Origin of the sequence: Streptomyces nigra, from assembly GCF_003074055.1 — a bacterium.
Taxonomy (GTDB): Bacteria; Actinomycetota; Actinomycetes; order Streptomycetales; family Streptomycetaceae; genus Streptomyces; species Streptomyces nigra.
Window position 1 is genome coordinate 5,049,651 of sequence record NZ_CP029043.1, and the last position, 17,755, is coordinate 5,067,405.

The window sequence follows — 17,755 nt, forward strand, 5'->3', positions numbered from 1 at the left end:
CGTCAGCGCCGCGGCTCCGGCGACGACTTCAGCACGGCCTCCATCACCGCCCGCGCGATCGGCGCCGCGTCCCCGCCGCCGCTGATCTCGCCCCGGTCCGCGTCAGCGTCCTCCACCACCACGGCGACCGCGACCTTCGGCTCCACGTCGTGGTCGCCCTGCGCCCAGGAGACGAACCAGGCGTACGGCGTCCCGGAGTTGCCCAGCCCGTGCTGGGCCGTGCCGGTCTTGCCGCCGACCGTCGCGCCCGGGATCCAGGCGTTGGAACCGGTGCCCTCCCGCACCACGTCCACCATCAGCTCCCGCAGCTGCGCGGCCGTCGAGGGCCGCATCGCCTGCCGCATCGGACGGGACCCGGCCGCCGCCACCGTGCCCCCGCCGGCCCGCACCGTGCGCTCCACCAGATAGGGCGAGCGCACCTGCCCGCCGTTGGCCACGGCCGCCGCCACCATCGCCATCTGCAGCGGCGTCGCCCGCGTGTTGTACTGCCCGATCGAGGACAGCGCGAGCTGCGCCCGGTCCACCCGGGTGTCGAACGTCGACTCGGCCACCGAGTACGGGATCTTCAGCTCGGCGTCGTTGAACCCGAACGCGCTCGCCGTCGCCGCCATCCGGTCGACGCCCACCTCCACGCCGAGCTTGGCGAACACCGTGTTGCAGGACCACTCGAACGCCTTGCGCAGCGGCACGTTCTTGCAGCCCTCGGACGCGTTGGTCAGCTTCGTCCGGGTCCCCGGCAGCGTGTACGGGTCGGGGGTGCGGGTCTTGGCGTCCAGGTCCTCGACCACCCCCGCGTCCAGCGCCGCGGCCGCCGTCACCACCTTGAACGTGGAACCCGGCGGATAGGTCTTGCGCGCCGCCCGGTTCAGCATCGGCTTGTCCGGGTCCCGGTTCAGCGTCGACCAGGACCGGGCCACCGCCGAGCCGTTCCCCGACAGCACCGACGGGTCGTAGGAGGGCGCGGACACCAGGGCGAGGATGCGCCCGGTCGACGGCTCGATCGCCGCGACCGCCCCCTTGCGGCCCGCCAGCCCCTCGTACGCCGCCTCCTGTGCGGTCCGCCGCAGCGTCGTGACCACGTCGCCGCCCGGGTAGCGGCCCCGCGCGGCCGCCCCCCACAGCGGGAACGGCGACAGCAGCGGGTCGGTGCCCGCCAGCACCCCGTCCTCGGTGTGCTCCAGCAGGGTCGTGCCGTACACCTGCGAGGCGTACCCGGTGACCGGCGCGTACATCGGGCCGTTCGTGTACGTCCGCTCGTAGCGCAGATGCTCCCCGGTGTCCTGCGAGCCGGTGACCGGGGCGCCGTCGACCAGGATGTTCCCACGCGGCTGCCCGTACCGGGCGATGGTGGTGCGGCGGTTGGCGATGTTGTCGTCGTAGGCCGGGGCCTCGACGACCTGGACGCGGGCCGCGTTGACCAGCAGCGCGGCCAGCAGCAGGGCGCAGAAGAAGGCGGCGTGCCGGATGTGCCGGGTCATCGGACGGCCCCCGCGTGCTCGTGCCGCCCTGTCTCCGGCGCCGCGGGCTCCTCGGCCCGGGGCACCCCGAGCCGGCTGCGCGCCCGGTCGCTCAGCCGGATCAGCAGCGCCACGATCGCCCAGTTGGTGACGACCGACGAGCCGCCCTGCGCCAGGAACGGCATCGCCATGCCGGTCAGCGGGATCAGCCCGGTCACCCCGCCCGCGATCACGAACACCTGGAGCGCCACGATCGAGGCGAGCCCCACCGCCAGCAGCCGGCCGAAGGGGTCGCGCAGCGCCAGCCCCGTCCGGTAGCCGCGCTCCACCAGCAGGCCGTACAGGAGGAAGATCGCGGAGAGACCGGCCAGGCCCAGCTCCTCCCCGGCGGTCGCCAGGATGAAGTCCGACTTGGCCGCGAAGCCGATCAGGATCGAGTTGCCGAGGCCGAGCCCGGTGCCGAACGTGCCGCCCGCGGCGAAGGCGAACAGCGACTGGGAGAGCTGGTTGGGGCCCTCGCCCGCCTCGATGGAGGCGAACGGGTGCCGCCAGTCCTCGACCCGGCCGTGCACATGCGGCTCCAGCTGGCCCACGGCGATGGCGCCCGCCGCGGCGAGCAGCAGGCCGAGCGCGATCCAGCCGGTGCGCCCGGTCGCGACGTACAGCAGCACGACGAACAGGCCGAAGAACAACAGCGAGGTCCCCAGGTCCCGTTCGAGGACCAGCACGCCCACGCTCACCAGCCAGATCGCGACGATCGGGCCGAGCACCCGCCCGGGCGGCAGCTGCAGCCGCTCCACCCCGAAGACCCGCCGGCCCGTGTAGGCCAGGGCGCTGCGGTTGGCGGCCAGGTACGCCGCGAAGAACACCGCGAGCAGCACCTTCGCGAACTCGCCGGGCTGGATGGAGAATCCCGCGATCCGGATCCAGATCCGGGCACCGTTCACCGAGGGGAAGAGGATCGGCAGGGTGAGCAGGACGAGCGCGGCGACCACACAGACGTAGGCGTAGCGCTGGAGCACCCTGTGGTCGCGCAGCAGCAGCACGACCAGGATGAACAGCGTCACCCCGAGCGTGGACCAGACGAGTTGGGTGGGCGCCGCCCGGTCGCCCGGCGTCTCCAGGTCGAGCCGGTAGATCAGCACCAGGCCGAGCCCGTTGAGCAACACGCCGATCGGCAGCAGCAGGGGATCCGCCGAAGGGGCGCGCAGGCGTACGGCCAGATGCGCGACCAGCGCCAGCACGCCCAGCCCGGCGCCGTAGCCGGCGGCGCCGGGCGGGACGGTGCCGTGCCGGGCCAGGCCGACCGCGCAGTAGCCGTAGACGCTGAGCAGGACGGCCACGACGAGGAGGGACAGTTCGATGCCACGGCGCCGGGGGAGAGCTGCGGTGGGAGCGGGCGCGTCCGCCGCCACCAGGGAGGTTCCGGCCTTGGTCATGTCCGGAACCTACCCAAATAGTGCGTCTTGCGCGCCTGATGACTCCTGATGCCTCAGCACCAGCGCGGCGAGCGCCCGACGGTCTCGATGTAGCGTGCCGAGCCCCACGCCCAGGTGCCGTCCGCGAGGAGGTACCAGTGACGGTTGCCCTGGACGCTCTCGCCCCGGGTCTTGCAGTAGATACGCACGTGGTCGCCCCGGTGCACGACACGGATGACCTCGCTGCCCCGGTCGGGCGCGCTGCGCAGCAGCAGGGTGCCCGCGGTGACCCGGCCCCGGGTGAACTCCTGGTTCCCGCCCTGGCCGCCACCGCCCCAGTCGCCCTGGGACGCCCCCTGCGACGCGTTCTCCTCACCGCCCTGGCCGCCGCCGCTCCAGTCCCCGCCGCCGTCCCCACCCTGGCCGCCACCGCCGCCACCGCCGCCACCCTCTCCCTGGGTCCCGCCCCAGTCCCCCTGGGACTCCGAGCTGTTGGACTCCGAGCTGCTGCCGGACCCCCACTCGTCGTCGGCCATGGCGGGTGTGGCGGCCGCGCCGGTGGCGAGCAGACCGACGGCTATGGACAGCGCGAAACGCGAACGCAGGGCCATGAGGCACCTCCGAGGACAGTCCCGGAAAACCCCGGGACAGGAAAAACCTGACTGATCGCCACGCTAGGAGCGCCCCCGGGGCGCCGCGCGTCTGAATGGGCCAACCGAGCACCACGCCCGGGGGAGAAGCGGCCCCGCGCCGCGAGCCTGCCGACGGCGCGGGGAATGCCGCCAGGCGCCTGCGGCAGCGTCGGCCGGTGTCCGGGGGATGCCGCCCGGCCGCTGCGGCAGCGTCAGCCGGTGCGCGGGAGATGCCGCCCGGCGGTTGCGGCGGCGTCGGCCGCCGCGCGGGACATGCCCGGCCGCCCGGTAGCGTCGGTCGGCGCACGGGGGATGCCGCCCGGCCGCTGGGGCAGCGTCAGCCGGTGCACGAGGACTGCCGCCCGGCCGCCGCGCGGGACATGCCCCGGCCGCCCGGTAGCGTCGGTCGGCGCACGGTTTGCCCGCGGCCGTTGCGGCAGCGTCGGCCGGTGCGCGGGGGATGCCGCCCGGCGGTTGCGGCGGTGTCGGCCGGCGCGCGGGGGATGACATCCGGCCGCTGCGGCGGGGTCGGCCGGTGCGCCGGGGCTGCCGCCGGGCTGGTACGGCGGCGTCGGCCGCCGCGCGGGAGTGCCCCCGCCCTCTACGGCAGCGTCAGTCAACGCGCGGGGAATGCCGTCAGGCCGCTATGGCGGCGTCATCCGGCGTACGCGGCATGCCCCTACGGCAGCGTCAGCCGGGCGATCGCCCCGCCGTCCTCCGCGTTGGCGAACGTCAGTCGTGCGCCCAGCACCTCCGCCTGCCCCAGCGCGATGGTGAGCCCCAGTCCGTGCCCCTTGGCGCCGCCCTCGGTGCGGAACCGCTGCGGCCCGTGCGCGACCAGGTACTCCGGATAGCCCTCGCCGTGGTCCCGGACCGTCACCACGTGCCCGTCCACCGTCAGCACCACGGGCCCCCGGCCGTGCTTGTGCGCGTTGGTCACCAGATTGCCCAGCACCCGCTCCAGCCGCCGCCGGTCGGTCTCCACGACCGCGTCCCGCACGACCACGACCTCGGTGTCACCCGCCGACCCCCGCACCACCCGGTCGGCCAGCGCCGCCAGCGACTCGGTGTCCAGCTCGGAGCGCTCCCGCCCCGACTCCAGCCGCGAGATCTCCAGCAGGTCCTCGGTCAGCGTCCGCAGCGCGGCCACCCGGTCCCGCACCAGCTCGGTCGGCCGCCCCGGCGGCAGCAGTTCGGCCGCCGCGTGCAGCCCGGTCAGCGGGGTGCGCAGCTCGTGCGCCACGTCCGCCGTGAACCGCTGCTCGGCCAGCAGCTTGCCCTGGAGCGAGGACGCCATGGAGTCCAGGGCGGCGGCGACCACGGCCACCTCGTCCTGCGGCCGGTCCGGGTCCTTCGTCCGCGGGTCGCCGACCCGCGCGTCCAGGTCGCCGACGCTGATGCGCCGGGCCACCCCGGCCGTCGCGTGCAGCCGGCGCGTCACCCGGGTCACCGCGAACGCTCCCGCCAGGACCGTCACCCCGATCGCCAGGGCCGACGACCACAGGATCGCCCGGTCCAGACCGTCGATCGTGCGGGCCTGCTGCGAGTAGTCCACCTCGACGGCGAGGATCCGGCTGCGGTCGACGGGGCCCGCCGCCCACATGGTGGGGCGCCCCCGGTGGTCGGCGACCATCGTGCCCCGCTCGCCGCCCAGGGCCAGCTCCCGCAGGGAGCGCGGCAGCCCCGGCGGGTCCACCCGGACCCCGGCACCGAGGGTGTCCCCGGTCTCGAAGGCCCTCGTGGCGCTCGCCAGCCGGCCCAGCGCCAGCTCGCGCGCCTTGCCGACGGTCTGGTTGGTCACCGAGACATGCACGAGGACGCCCAGCAGGGCCGCGAGCGCGCAGCACATCACCGTGATGAACACGGCGGCCTTCACGGCGAGCGGCCCGGCCCACCGGGGCAGCCGGACCCTCACGGAGTCCCCGCCGAGGGGGACGCCGACGGGGACGACGAGGAGGAGGGGGACGGCTTCGGGGTCTTCGGCGGGTGCGGGCCCGTGCGCAGCATCTCGTCGTGCGTGAGCAGCATCGCCTTCTGGTCCGGCTCCCACGTCCACTGCAGCCGGTACTCGTACCCGGCGACCTCCGACGGCGAGCGGATGATCACCGAACGCCGGGCCAGCTCCACCCCGCTGACCGCGTCGTCCCAGCTCATCACCCGCACCAGCCGCTGCTTCTCGACGGTGTAGACGCGCACCGCGGTGGTCCGGCCCGGCAGCAGCCGGAAGCCCAGCGTCAGCTCGGCGCGCCCGTCGCCGGTCAGATCCCGGTAGTACGGCCGCAGCACCGGGCACCGGCCGTGGCCCGCCCCCGCGCCGCACTGCGCCATCAGCCGCCCGGTCTCGCGGTACGGCGCCCGGTCGTCCGTATAGTCCCCGGGGCTCTCGGCGATCTCCCGCCGTACGACGGCCACCGGGTCCACGGCGTGGATGTCGCCGCCGGAGACCGCGACCCCCTTGACGACCTCGCGGTTCACCTCGCCGATCACATACGCCGGACTCGACGCCGGCGTCAGCTGCGGCCAGAGCTTGTCCGGGCCGACCGCGGTCTCGGTCGGACCCGCGCTGCGCAGGCCCCCGGCGTCACCGCAGCCCGCGACGGCCGCCGCCAGCACGGCGACGAGCGCGGCGGGGCGCAGGGGGCGGCTGCGGGGCACGGTTCTCCAGGGAGGGCGGGTGAGGGGCGGGCGCCCGTGGCGCGTACACCCTATTCGTACGGAAGTCCTTTTTGCGCACCCGGGTGGCGGACGGGCGAACCGGTCACTCGGCGAGTTCCTCCAGGAGCCGGGCGACCGGCAGTCCCGCGCGGAGGTAGTCGACGAACAGCTCGTTGTGCAGGGCCCAGGGAGAGCGGCGGGAGCGTATCAGCCGGATGGCCTGGTCGGGCGAGTGGCTGCGCCGGATCAGGGCGTGGGCGACGACCAGGCCCGAGCGGTTGTAGCCGTGGTAGCAGCGGACCAGGACCCTGCGGCCCGCGTCGAGCGCCTCGGACACGGCGTCCGCGAGCCGGATCACGCCCGCGAGCTGTGTGCCGTCCAGCGGCCCGTCCGGGATCGGCCACACATGGTGCTCCACCCCCGGGTCGGGCCCGTGCCCGGGCAGCCGCAGCAGGGACTGGACGAGGTCGAACTCGTCCCGTACCACGGCGAACTCCAGCTGCCCGGTGCGACCGCGGAACTGGTGCCCGCCCATCCACAGACCGGGCACGATCTCGCTCCACGGACTGTCCGGAGCGGGTACGTCGGGTTGCTTCCTGCGGGTACGCAACGGCGCCTCCCCAGCCGCCCCCAGGGCGTGTTTCGAAAGTCCCGTCCGGCTCGCGGCGCCTGGCACGGCACCTCGCCGCGTTGTCGGGTCGCCCGCGTACGCCCAGTACGCGGAAGGCCCTCCGCCTTGCGATGCTCCCCCCACTGCCTGAAGGGCGTGGGACGTGCCCCCGGCACCAGACGCCGCGAGCCCCGCCCTCCGGGCGAACGACGCCACTTTCGTGACACGCCCTACGGGGGGTCTGCCCAACTCCTCCCCAAGGTAGCCGGGTTCTTGCCCGCGCAGCACCCCGCCTGTTCCCATGGTCAGTGGGGTGATGGTGCCATGAGCGAACTGCGCGTCGTGCCCGCCTGGCGGCACGGCCGGGAACGGCTGTACGTCTGTCTCCCGGACGGGCGGAACATCGCCTGGTACGACAGGGAGGCGGCCCGCGTTAACCTCCTCGGCCAGGAGCACCGCGAGGAGGTGCTGGAGGCCCTCGCCCCGTTCGTCACCGGCACGGTCGCCGTGGGCCCGCCCCCGGTCCCCACCCCCGCGGACCTGGCCCGGCTCGCCCTGCACCCGGACGACGACCTGGCCCCCAACCGCCCCGGCGAGGCACTGCTCGTCGCGCTCGACAGGGACCCGGGGCGCGCCCACCGGCTGCGGACCGACCCCCGGCAGCGGGCGCTGACCGCCGAGCGGACGGCCGGCGAGGCGCTGGACCTGCTGGAGGGCGCGGGCTGGCGGGTGCTGCACTCGGTGCCGCTGCCCGGCGGGGACCGCATCCACCATCTGCTGATCGGGCCCGGCGGGCTGTTCGCACTGCACAGCCTGTACGCCCGCAGGCAGAAGGTGACCGTCGCCGACCCGCTGGTCACGCTCGGGCGGCGGACGGCACAGCCGCTGCTGCGGCGCCTGCGTGCCGAGGCCGCCCGGGCCGCGCACGTCCTGACCGCCGAGGTCCGCCCGGTCCTCGTCCTCGTCGCTCCGGCCGAGGTGGCGGTGACCGCGCCACCCCGGGAGGTGCGGGTGCTGCGGGACACGGAGATCGCCGGGTTCGCGCGGACGGGCGGGCTGCTGAAACCGGCGGACGTCGAGGCGCTGTACGCGATGGCGCGGGACCGCACGGTGTGGGCGGCGGCGCTCTGAGCCTTGAGAACAGGCGGCCGTCAGGGCAACGCGGTCGCGGTCTTCGGGTCCAGCAGCGGGGCCAGGAGATCGCCGAAGTCCTGGAGGCGCGGGGCCAGGTCCGGGGCGCGGAGGGTCAGGGAGCCGGGGTCGCGGCACTCCGCCACCTCCTCCCAGGTGACCGGCGCGGACACCAGCGGCTCGGCGCGGGCCCGCAGGGTGTAGGGGGCGGCCGTCGTCTTCCGGGCGGCGTTCTGGCTCCAGTCGACGAAGACCTTCCCCGGCCGCAGGCTCTTCGTCATCCGGTGGACGACCAGCCGGGGCATCGCCCGCTCCGCCTCGACGGCGAGCTCCTTGGCGTACTCCGTGGCCCGCTCGGAGGACACCTGCCGTACGGCGGCGGTCAGGTGCAGGCCCTTGGAACCGGAGGTCTTGGCGTACGCCTCGATGCCGTCGGCGGCCAGCCGCTCCCGCAGCCAGAGGGCGACCTCGCAGCACTCGACGACCGAGGCGGGCGCCCCCGGGTCCAGGTCGAAGACCAGCCGGTCCGCCTCGCCGGGCGCCGCGATCACCCACTGGGGGGTGTGGAACTCGGTGACGAGGTTGGCGGCCCACATCAGGCTCGCCAGGTCCTGCACGAGCACCATCCGCGCCGGCCCCTCCATCCGGGGCACCTCGGCGGTCGTGACCCAGTCGGGGGTGCCCGGCGGCACGTTCTTGGCGAAGAACCGCTGCCCGTCCGGGCCGTCCGGATAGCGCAGGAACGACACCGGCCGGTCGCGCAGATGCGGCAGCAGCACCGGCGCGGTGGTGGCGTAGTAGTGCAGCACCTCGCCCTTGGTGAAGCCGGTCGCCGGGTACAGCACCTTCTCCAGGTTGCTGAGCGCGAGCCGTCGCCCCTCCACCTCTGTGATCGGCGTCATACGATGAGGATTCCAGAGAAACAACTGAATATAGGAACAATCCTGGCATATCGCCCGAAGTGGCATATCGACCGAAGGGGTGCGGAAGTGCGATCCATCTGGAACGGCGCCATCTCGTTCGGCCTGGTCAGCATCCCCATCAAGCTGGTGAACGCCACCCAGAACCGCTCGATCTCCTTCCGGCAGATCCACACGGAGGACGGCGGCCGGATCCGCTACCGCAAGGTCTGCGAGCTGGAGGACCGCGAGGTCGACCAGTCCGAGATCGGCAAGGGGTACGAGGACGCGGACGGCACGATCGTCCCGATCACGGACGAGGACCTTTCCCACCTCCCGCTGCCGACCGCCAAGACCATCGAGATCGTCGCCTTCGTCCCGGCCGAGCGGATCGACCCGCTCCAGATGGACGCCGCCTACTACCTCGCGGCCGGCGGGGCGCAGGCCGCGAAGCCGTACACCCTGCTGCGGGAGGCGCTCAAGCGAAGCCAGAAGGTGGCGATCGCCAAGTACGCCCTGCGCGGCCGGGAGCGGCTCGGCATGTTGCGGGTCGTCGACGACGCCATCGCCATGCACGGGCTGCTGTGGCCGGACGAGGTCCGCGCTCCCGAGGGTGTCGCCCCGGACACGCACGTCACCGTGAACGACAAGGAACTCGATCTCGCGGACGCCCTCATGGACACCCTCGGCGAGATCGAGCTGGACGAGCTGCACGACGAGTACCGGGAGGCCCTGGAGGAGGTCGTCGCCGCGAAGGTCTCCGGCGAGGCCCCGCCCGAGTCGCCCGCACCGGCCCAGTCGGGCAAGGTCCTCGACCTGATGGCCGCGCTGGAGAAGAGCGTGCGCGCGGCGAAGGAGTCCCGGGGCGAGGAGCCGGCGGAGCCGGACGAGACCGCCGAGCCCGCGGAGGCGGAGGTGCGGACGCTGCCGCAGCGGAAGTCCGCCCGCGCCGCACCGAAGCAGACCGCGGGCAGGAAGTCCACGTCCGGCGGAAAGACCGCGGCGAAGAAGACGGCGTCGTCCGCGAAGAAGTCGACGTCGAAGTCCGCGCAGGGCGCGAAGAAGAGCGCCGTCAAGAGCACGGCCAAGACCAGTACGTCGTCCAAGACCGCCGCGAAGAAGACGGCGGCCAAGAAGACGGCGTCGCGCAAGCGTTCGGCCTGATCCCCGCCGTCACACCAGCCGTGCGGCGAGGAGGGCCAGCACGTCGGTCTTCCGCGGGGTGAGATAGAAGTGACCGCCCTCGAAGACCCGCACCTCCGGCTCCCGCGAGGTCACGTCCGACCAGGACGACAGCTCCGCGACCGGGCACACCGGGTCGCGGTCCCCGCCGCACGCGGTCACCGGCACCGCCAGCCGCCGCAGCGGGACCGGGCGGTGCGCGGCCAGCATCCGGAAGTCCGCGCGCAGCGCCGGCATGATCACGGGCCGCAGATCGGGATGGTCGTACAGGGCGGCGCCCGCGGGATCGAGCGTGCGGACGTGCCGCAGGATCTCGTCGTCGTCGGGGGCCGCGCGCGGGGCGAGCTCATGCGGACCGCGTGGCCGGCCGCGCCCCGACACGACGAGACGGGCGGGGGCGATGCCCGCGTCCGTCAGCCGCCCGGCCACCTCGTACGCCACCGCCGAGCCCATGCTGTGCCCGAACAGCGTCAGTGGCGGCCCGTCCGCCGCCTCCCGCACCAGGGCCTCGGCGACCGTGTCGGCCAGCTCCTCCAGCGTGGCCGGGCAGGGGTCGTTCAGCCGGTCCTGTCGGCCGGGGTACTGGACCGCCAGGACGTCGAGCCACGGCGGGGTGAGCGCCGCCCAGTCGTGGAAGAACCCGGCCGCCCCGCCCGCGTGCGGGAAGCACACCAGCAGCGTCCGCGCGCCGGGGGAGCGCGTGCCCCGCAGCCACCGGCTCCGCGTCCCGGGCACGGTCATGGTTCCGCCTCGAACTCGAATGCGATTCTTGACCAGGAACTCTAGTTCGAGGCGATGCGCACGGCCGTCCCGGGCACCAAAGGCGACCGAGAAACCACCGCCGACGGGGCCTCCTGGCGACGCGCGTCCCCGCTGATCGCCCGGCCCGGGACGGCACTTGAGGGCATCCCCCGGCACCCGGCCCCGCCGCCGCCCGCCGATCTCGTAGACACCTACGAACGTTTGCGGACACCCGGGCCCGCACGGGCGCGTGACCGGTTCGCACCCTTGCTCCAATTCGCCGGTCCCCGCGCACCCCGCGGGGCGCGAGAGGCCCTACGGGCTTGCGCGATGGGCTGGCCCGACCAACTCGGCGCTCCCTAGGATGGGTTGTCGGCGAGGTGATCCTCCTCGGCCGGCCCTGCCACTGGGGGAAACGATGGAGCCTGGAAAGCTGTCCACATCGATCGACGCAGCGGTGCCGACAGCGGCGCGCATGTACGACCACTATCTCGGCGGCAAGGACAACTACGCCTCCGACCGAGCGGCCTGCGAGGAGCTGGACAAGGTCGTCCCCAGCACCCGGGCCCTCGCGGTGAACAACCGGCGCTTCCTCCAGCGCGCCGTGCGCACCCTCGCCGGCGAGTACGGCATCCGGCAGTTCCTCGACCACGGCTCCGGTCTGCCCACCCAGAACAACGTCCACCAGGTCGCGCAGGACGTCGACCCCGAGTCGCGTGTCGTGTACGTCGACAACGACCCGATGGTCCTGGTCCACGGGCGCGCCCTGCTCGACCAGAACGACCGCACGGCCGTCATCCACGCCGACATGCGCGACACGGACGGCATCTTCGACCACCCGGACACCCAGCGCCTGATCGACTTCTCGCAGCCGGTGGCCGTGCTGTTCAACTCGGTGTTCCACTGCATCCCGGACAGCGACACCGACGGGCCGCTCGCGGTGGCCCGCCGGGTGCGCGAGCGCCTCGCCCCGGGCAGCTTCATGCTGATGTGCCAGCTGGTCAGCGAGGACCCCGAGGTCCGTAAGTTCGTCACCGAGTTCATGGACCAGGCGACCCAGGGCCACTGGGGCCGGGTGCGCCAGGAGAAGGACGTCGAGGAGTACTTCGAGGGCCTGGAGATCCTGGAGCCCGGTCTGGTGGAGGTCTCCACCTGGCGCCCCGACAACGAGGTGGCGCCGCGTCAGCAGACGATGGAGTGGATCGAGTTCGGCGGCATCGGCCGACTGCCGCAGTAGTCCCCCCGCACAGCGCGCGTCCGGAGCCTCCGTGATTCCGTGAGGAGGCTCCGGCGAGGCCGCTTCAGGACGTCACGCGTACCGCTTCATGGTCTCGCGCAGCCGCTCCAGCGACTCCCGCGGGTCGAGGGCCTCGTCACCGAGGCGGTCCAGCGCGAGTCGGTACTCCTCCGTCTCGTCGCGGTCCTCCAGGAACGCGGCGCTCTTGATGTGCTCCAGGTACACGATGTCGGGCAGGTCCACGCCGCCGAACCGGAGATAGGTGATCGGGATGGCGGGCGCGGACGCGTTGGTCACGTCCAGCGGCACGATCTGCACGGTCACATGCGGCCGCTGCGCCATCTCGACGAGGTACTCGAGCTGCTCGTGCATGACCGCGGGGCTGCCGAGGACGCGCAGCAGCACCGACTCGTCCACGATCGCCCACAGCCGGGGCGCGTCGGCGCGGTGCAGAAGCTGGCGGCGGCGCATACGCAGCTCGACGCGCCGCTGCACCTCGCGCGCGGACGCCGTGGGCAGCCCGCGCTCCACGACGGCCCGCGTGTAGTCCTCGGTCTGCAGCAGACCCGGGACGTACTGGAGCTCGAAGGTACGGATGGCGGTGGCGGCCTCCTGCAGCCCGACCAGCCGGTCGAACCACTCCGGCATCAGCCGCTTGTCGTACCGCTGCCACCAGCCGGGCTCGTTGGCGCGCTTGAGCAGCTGCAGCAGCACGGAGGCCTCGTACTCCGCGGTGCCGTACTGCTCCAGGAGCGTACGGACGTCGGCCTCGGTGGGTGGCCGGCGGCCCTTGCCCGACTCGATCCGCGACAGCTTCGCCGGGCTGAACCCCGCGGCCCGCGCCGCCTGGTCCTGGGAGAGCCCGGCGTCCTCGCGGATACCCGCCAGCTGCACGCCGACCAGCATCTTCAGCAGGGTGGGCGCGGGCTCCGTCCGGCTCAGATACGGCTCGAGGCGGGAAATGCGAGGTGACTCGGAGGACATCCTGACTCCCCGTAGACGGGCATACGACAGACTGCATTATCGCATCCGGATGGCTCCCGTCGCCCGGCCCCGCCGGAAGTGGAGCGCTCAACTTCCGTTTGAGGCACGGATGTCAGGGCCCGACACCCCCCCGCCAGGGGCGCCGCCGCCTCCCCCGAAGAGCCGCGGCGCCCCTGCGTGACCGGCACCCCCACCGGGGACGCCGGTGCCCGTGGACGGCCGGCCGCCGTCACACGACCGGCCGAGCGGCGTCAGGCCAGGTGGTCGAACTCACCGTCCTTGGCGCCGGCCAGGAACGCGGAGATCTCGCCCGGCGTGTAGACGAGCGCGGGGCCGTCGGGGTCGCGGGAGTTGCGCAGGGCGACCCGCCCGTCGGCCAGAGCCGCCACTTCGACGCAGTTGCCCTCGGCATTGCTGTGCCGGCTCTTGATCCAACGGACGCCCAACGAGCTGGCCCGTACGCCGTTCGGTGCTGTTGGCACTGCACTCTCCTTGCTCACGTTCCGCCACGCGCACGCCCCTCCGCCACGCCGGGCCCCGGACACGCATCGTGCTCTGCGATGACATTCCACGCGCAATTTCCCGTGAAATTGCACGAGGAGGCCTTCGTCGTGGATAATAGCCGTGCCGTCAACTGCGGTGCAGACGCCCCGTCATGACCGTGTATCAGGGAGACGTTGTGTCCTTACCTGCGTACGAAGGCCTTCGACCGCCCGGCAGCGCTGTGTCCCCCGCGAGGCCGGCCCGCCCCTCCGGCGCCGCTGTACGAAGCCTCGGCGCCGCCCCGCAGACGCCCCGTATCGCGCCTCTGCGCCCAGCCGGACCGACCGCATCCGGCACGGACACGCCCGCCGGTACGGACATGCCCCGCCCCGTGACCCTGCCCCTCACCGGCGCGGAACGGGGCTGCGCCCAGGCCCGCGACGTCGTCCGCCGCACCCTGGACGACTGGGGCCTCGCCCACCGCACCACCGACGCGCTCACGGTGGTCACCGAACTCCTGGCCAACGCCGTCCTGCACGCTGCAGTCGACGGCGACATCTGGCTCCGGCTCAGCCTGCGCCGCCCGGGGCACCTGGTCTGCGCGGTCATCGACCCGAGCGACAGCCCGCCGGTCTACCCCCACACCAGCGACCCCTTCGACGAGCACGGCCGCGGTCTGCGCATCATCGAGGCCCTGTCCGAGCACTGGGGCTGGACCCGCCGCCCCCCGGCCGGCAAGACGGTCTGGGCGATGCTGCGCACGGACGAGCCCGACGTGCCGTAGAACAGTCGGCCATGACGCACTATCTGATCTCGTTCGACGACGGCACCATGATCATCCCCGAGGGCGAGCTGCCGAAGGTGGCCGAAGCCTCGATGGAGGTGGTCCGCCAGGCCCGCGAGGCCGGCGTCTGGGTCTACGGCGGCGGACTGGAACGCCAGCGGGCGAGCATCGTGTCCCCGGACGGCACCGTCACCGACGGCCCCGACCCGGAGACCAAGGCGGTGATCGGCGGCTTCTCGGTCATCGACGTCCCCACCCGCGAGGCCGCGCTGGCCTGGGCGGCCAAAATCGCCGAGGCGTGCCGCTGCCCCCAGGAGGTCCGCGAAATCATGCCGGACCCGACGGCTTGAGCCCGTCACCCCGACGTTCGTACAACCTTCACCCATCTGGGTGGGTCTAGGTGCAGACGGCACGTACCAAGCCGTTTCCGAACGTCAGGAGCACCACCATGTCCAGCACCGCGCTGATGACCTTCAAGAGCCACATCGAGGGCAAGAACGCCGACGTGGCCATCTACCACGACCGGGTCGAGTGGTCCCGCACCCGTGGCATGAGCGCCAAGAAGCTCACGGCCGGCTTTCTGACCGGCGGCGCCTCGCTCCTGGCCACCGGGGTGCGCAGCTCCGACGCCGGCACCGAGATGATCCCGGTCCGCAACATCGCCAGCGTGGTGACCAAGCGGGACGGCCTGCTGTTCACCAAGGTCGTGGTGGTGGCGTCGGGCAACAACATCGAGTTCCGCGTTCCGCACGACACGGCTCCCCGTATCAAGAGCCTGCTCACCGACCTGATCCTCGGCAAGGTCCCGGGCGCCGAGCAGCCGACGGCGGCCCCCGCCCCCGCCCCCGCGCCGCAGTCGGGCGGGACTCCCGTGGAGCAGCTCCGCCAGCTCGCCGAGCTGCGGGACGCGGGCATCCTCTCGGAGGAGGAGTTCACGTCGAAGAAGGCGGAGATCCTGGCGCGCATGTGACCCACGCGCGTCCGGGCCGGCACCCGTGAAGGGTGCCGGCCCGGACGGATCGGACGTACTGACCGACCAGTAGTGCTCGTCAGTACTGGTCGGTCAGTAGTACTCGTCGAAGCTGACGCTCGGGGGCGTGCCGGTGAGGTCGACCGTGGCCGAGAAGGACGACGTACACGTGTCCTCCATCTTCTCCTCCACGTCGAAACTGACGTCGGTCCAGGCGACCTCCAGGTCCAGTTCACCGGAGGTGCCGTCCTCGGCCGGCTCGGTCCGCAGGGACGGCTCGGACTTCTGCGTCCACTTCACGTCCTCGGCGTCGTCCCCCCAGAAGTAGCCGTCCGGGCTGATCGGGCAGTCGTCGGGTTCGAGGCTCGTGCTCCGCTCCACGCACTCCTTCAGCTCGGTGAGCACGGCCTGCTGCGCGGCCCGCTCGCCCTTGCCGGTGAGACCCGCGCGGAGTTCGTCCACGACCTCGGTCTCACCCGGCCCCACGACGACCGTGCCGCCCCCATTGGCGGCGACATGGGCGGAGCTCACACCGTCCACGGTCACCGAGCCGGGGAAGACGGTCACCTCGGTGGGGCCCTCGTCCAACGGCACCGTCACCCCGTTCACCTGCGCCTTGCCGAGAACGGACGACGCCGTCAGCTCGACCTTGCCGAGACCGCCCAGGACCCGCCAGCGCCGCCACAGCCCGTGGTGCTTGTCCTCCTTGTCGGCGACCAGATGCACGACGGTCTCGTACTCGTCGCCGTCCACCGTGTACGTCACGGTGACGGCGGCTGTGTCCTCGGACTCCTCCAGCTCGCTGATCCTGACACCGGTCATCGGCGCCGCCTTGCGCTGCCGGTCCAGTACCGCCTGCGTCAGCAGCGGGCCGGAGTCGGTGCCGCCGAGCAGTTCCAGGAGGTCCTCGGCACGGCCCTCCGTGAGCGCCCCGAAGTAGTCCTCGACGGCGCCCTCGGGGCCGTACACCTGGGAGTCCACGACGGCCCAGGCAGCCGTACCACCGCCACCGAGGACGACGGCCGCGATCAGGCCGATGCCGGTGACGCGGGCCCACTTGCGCGGTACCGGTGAAGAGCAGCAACTGCAGGGTGAGCCCGACCTCCCCCTGCCCGGCGACCTCGTCCGCCCCCCAGGACTGCGCCTCCTCCTCGAGGGACAGCCCCAGCGTGCCGCGGAGCGCCAGCCCGGCCATTCACACGGCGGCCGGCAGCCAGTCCCCGAAGGTGCCGGTGTTCTCGTCGGGCAGGAACTGAGCCCCGACGGCGAGGACGACGAACAGCAGCCCGAGCTGACTCCCCAACGCCGCCAGCGCACCGACGGCCACGCTCTTGGCGGCCGCCGCGTCGGGCCGCACGGCCCCGAACCACTGGGCAGCCCGCCCGGGGGGGGGGGGGCGAACTGCGGCATGGGCGGTGCGGTGGGAGCCACGGCCGGCGCCGCAGTGGGAACCGTGGGCGCGCGGTCGGCGGGGGAGGAGGCGGGGCGGTGGCAGGAGAAGCGGGGTCGGCCGCACCGACTTCGGCAACCGGCACCCCACAACGGCTGCAGAACGCGTGACCTGCGGCTGTCTCAGCACCGCAGGACGGGCAATCGCTCATGTGCTTTCCAGATGGACTCACGGCCCGGAGACCGACCGACGGAACACGCGCACTCCCCCGACCACCGGCCATGAGAGGGGACCTGCAGGATGTGAAGATCATGTGATGATGCGTGGGGAAGATTGATAGCAGCCTCAGGTGATCATTGCAACGCACACGAATCGCGAAGTGCGCCCCGTGACTGGCGTAGGGGTGTCAGGGTGGGGCCGGATGCGAGTTGCTGGGCGACGAGCTGAGCCCCTGTCAGGACCTTCACAAGCGGTCCGCGCCGGTGCGAGGGTGCGTGGTGGGGGCGCGCCGACCGTGGCGTGCTCCAGGTGGCCTGCTCGATTCGGTGGAAGGGCTTCCGCTTGTTGAGTATTTGGTGAAGCCTTGAGGGGGGTGGGCACAGTGGTGACGATGAGGCCTTCGGGGGTCGGGGTCCGCTGGCCGGCCGATTACTGCTGTACGCAGGTACCGCCCGGGACGCGCTCGACATTTGCCTCGTTGGCGGCACCATTGGCGGCGCGTCGACTTCGGGCGTATGCCGTAGGTGATCTCCGTATTGCGAATCGGTAACAGGGGGTTCCCTATGGCTAAAGTTTGTTGAACGCTTGAGCTTCACGCTGTGGGGGGTGTGTGAAGATCGCTGTGATGTGGGGTCAGCTCGAATGTCCCAGCCGGGTCATCGGCCCGGGCTGACGCAATAGGAGCCGTGAGCGATCTGGGCCGGGCGGAGCGGTGGCGGGCGCGTCGAGCTCGTCGAAATCAGTCGCGCATCGCGCAACGTCGGGAATCGTATTCGCTTCGACTCGGGTCGGGCTTTGCGGTGCTCGGGCATCGACCGTCAGTCAGGGAAGTGACGGGAGGCTGCCGACGACCGGGGCGCCTCGGCGCATCCGAGGTGCGGGACAAAACGTCGGGCCGCGGTGATCGGCATTCAGATTTCGCTCGGATGCGGTTCTGGCATTGGTAGTTCGTGGTAGTGAGAG

The 17,755-nt window shown here is 72.6% G+C and carries 18 protein-coding genes; 6 read left to right on the forward strand and 12 right to left on the reverse strand.

Annotated elements, in window-relative coordinates; genetic code table 11:
- Positions 1-2: 2 nt before the first annotated feature.
- From DC008_RS23565 to DC008_RS23590, 6 genes are all read right to left on the reverse strand, one after another.
- Positions 3-1,478, reverse strand: a complete 1,476-nt coding sequence (locus DC008_RS23565; RefSeq protein ID WP_108708658.1) for a penicillin-binding transpeptidase domain-containing protein — start codon at positions 1,476-1,478, stop codon at positions 3-5.
- Complete coding sequence (locus tag DC008_RS23570; protein WP_108708659.1) at positions 1,475-2,896, reverse strand: FtsW/RodA/SpoVE family cell cycle protein; 1,422 nt, start codon at positions 2,894-2,896, stop codon at positions 1,475-1,477. Before DC008_RS23570 ends, DC008_RS23565 begins: the two co-directional genes overlap by 4 nt.
- A gap of 53 nt (positions 2,897-2,949) precedes the next feature.
- Positions 2,950-3,486 carry an SH3 domain-containing protein gene (locus DC008_RS23575; RefSeq protein WP_108708660.1) on the reverse strand — a complete coding sequence of 179 codons (537 nt, stop codon included), beginning with the start codon at positions 3,484-3,486 and terminating at the stop codon, positions 2,950-2,952.
- Between the two features lie 700 nt (positions 3,487-4,186).
- Positions 4,187-5,422: a sensor histidine kinase gene (locus DC008_RS23580; RefSeq protein WP_108708661.1), complete on the reverse strand. Its 1,236-nt coding sequence runs from the start codon at positions 5,420-5,422 to the stop codon at positions 4,187-4,189.
- Entirely contained in the window at positions 5,419-6,162 is a 744-nt protein-coding gene (locus DC008_RS23585; protein ID WP_108708662.1) for a hypothetical protein, read from the reverse strand. The genes DC008_RS23580 and DC008_RS23585 overlap by 4 nt, the downstream gene beginning before the upstream one ends.
- A gap of 103 nt (positions 6,163-6,265) precedes the next feature.
- Complete coding sequence (locus tag DC008_RS23590; protein ID WP_108708663.1) at positions 6,266-6,772, reverse strand: protein-tyrosine phosphatase family protein; 507 nt, start codon at positions 6,770-6,772, stop codon at positions 6,266-6,268.
- A gap of 324 nt (positions 6,773-7,096) precedes the next feature.
- On the opposite strand from DC008_RS23590, the gene DC008_RS23595 reads away from it, so the two are divergent.
- Positions 7,097-7,903: a nuclease-related domain-containing protein gene (locus DC008_RS23595; RefSeq protein ID WP_108708664.1), complete on the forward strand. Its 807-nt coding sequence runs from the start codon at positions 7,097-7,099 to the stop codon at positions 7,901-7,903.
- 20 nt (positions 7,904-7,923) lie between these two features.
- Here DC008_RS23595 and ligD read toward each other — a convergent pair whose 3' ends face one another.
- Positions 7,924-8,805 (reverse strand): non-homologous end-joining DNA ligase, encoded by an 882-nt coding sequence (gene ligD, locus DC008_RS23600; RefSeq protein ID WP_108708665.1) that lies wholly within the window; start codon positions 8,803-8,805, stop codon positions 7,924-7,926.
- Positions 8,806-8,892: 87 nt separating this feature from the next.
- Here ligD and ku point away from each other — a divergent pair, with 87 nt between their 5' ends.
- A complete protein-coding gene (ku, locus tag DC008_RS23605; protein WP_244221406.1) occupies positions 8,893-9,966 on the forward strand; it encodes a non-homologous end joining protein Ku in 1,074 nt (357 codons plus the stop codon).
- A 9-nt stretch (positions 9,967-9,975) separates the two neighbouring features.
- On the opposite strand, the gene DC008_RS23610 is transcribed toward ku, so the two are convergent.
- Positions 9,976-10,725 carry a thioesterase II family protein gene (locus tag DC008_RS23610; protein ID WP_108708667.1) on the reverse strand — a complete coding sequence of 250 codons (750 nt, stop codon included), beginning with the start codon at positions 10,723-10,725 and terminating at the stop codon, positions 9,976-9,978.
- A 418-nt stretch (positions 10,726-11,143) separates the two neighbouring features.
- Between DC008_RS23610 and DC008_RS23615 the strand changes: the two genes are divergently transcribed.
- A complete protein-coding gene (locus tag DC008_RS23615) occupies positions 11,144-11,962 on the forward strand; it encodes an SAM-dependent methyltransferase (RefSeq protein ID WP_108708668.1) in 819 nt (272 codons plus the stop codon).
- A 72-nt stretch (positions 11,963-12,034) separates the two neighbouring features.
- On the opposite strand, the gene DC008_RS23620 is transcribed toward DC008_RS23615, so the two are convergent.
- Both DC008_RS23620 and DC008_RS23630 read right to left on the reverse strand, forming a co-directional pair.
- The gene (locus tag DC008_RS23620) at positions 12,035-12,946 is read right to left on the reverse strand and encodes a helix-turn-helix domain-containing protein (protein WP_108708669.1); all 912 of its coding nucleotides are present in this window, start codon (positions 12,944-12,946) and stop codon (positions 12,035-12,037) included.
- A 251-nt stretch (positions 12,947-13,197) separates the two neighbouring features.
- The gene (locus DC008_RS23630) at positions 13,198-13,428 is read right to left on the reverse strand and encodes a DUF397 domain-containing protein (protein WP_055624080.1); all 231 of its coding nucleotides are present in this window, start codon (positions 13,426-13,428) and stop codon (positions 13,198-13,200) included.
- A gap of 380 nt (positions 13,429-13,808) precedes the next feature.
- Here DC008_RS23630 and DC008_RS23635 point away from each other — a divergent pair, with 380 nt between their 5' ends.
- The 3 genes from DC008_RS23635 to DC008_RS36045 all read left to right on the forward strand — a co-directional run bounded on the left by DC008_RS23635 (position 13,809) and on the right by DC008_RS36045 (position 15,183).
- Positions 13,809-14,213 (forward strand): ATP-binding protein, encoded by a 405-nt coding sequence (locus tag DC008_RS23635; RefSeq protein ID WP_108708670.1) that lies wholly within the window; start codon positions 13,809-13,811, stop codon positions 14,211-14,213.
- A gap of 11 nt (positions 14,214-14,224) precedes the next feature.
- Positions 14,225-14,563, forward strand: a complete 339-nt coding sequence (locus tag DC008_RS23640; protein ID WP_108708671.1) for a YciI family protein — start codon at positions 14,225-14,227, stop codon at positions 14,561-14,563.
- A 98-nt stretch (positions 14,564-14,661) separates the two neighbouring features.
- Positions 14,662-15,183: an SHOCT domain-containing protein gene (locus DC008_RS36045; RefSeq protein WP_108708672.1), complete on the forward strand. Its 522-nt coding sequence runs from the start codon at positions 14,662-14,664 to the stop codon at positions 15,181-15,183.
- Between the two features lie 93 nt (positions 15,184-15,276).
- Here DC008_RS36045 and DC008_RS23650 read toward each other — a convergent pair whose 3' ends face one another.
- Complete coding sequence (locus DC008_RS23650) at positions 15,277-16,164, reverse strand: hypothetical protein (protein ID WP_108708673.1); 888 nt, start codon at positions 16,162-16,164, stop codon at positions 15,277-15,279.
- Positions 16,165-16,378: 214 nt separating this feature from the next.
- Positions 16,379-16,540, reverse strand: a complete 162-nt coding sequence (locus tag DC008_RS35485; protein ID WP_164492354.1) for a hypothetical protein — start codon at positions 16,538-16,540, stop codon at positions 16,379-16,381.
- Positions 16,541-17,755 lie beyond the last annotated feature (1,215 nt).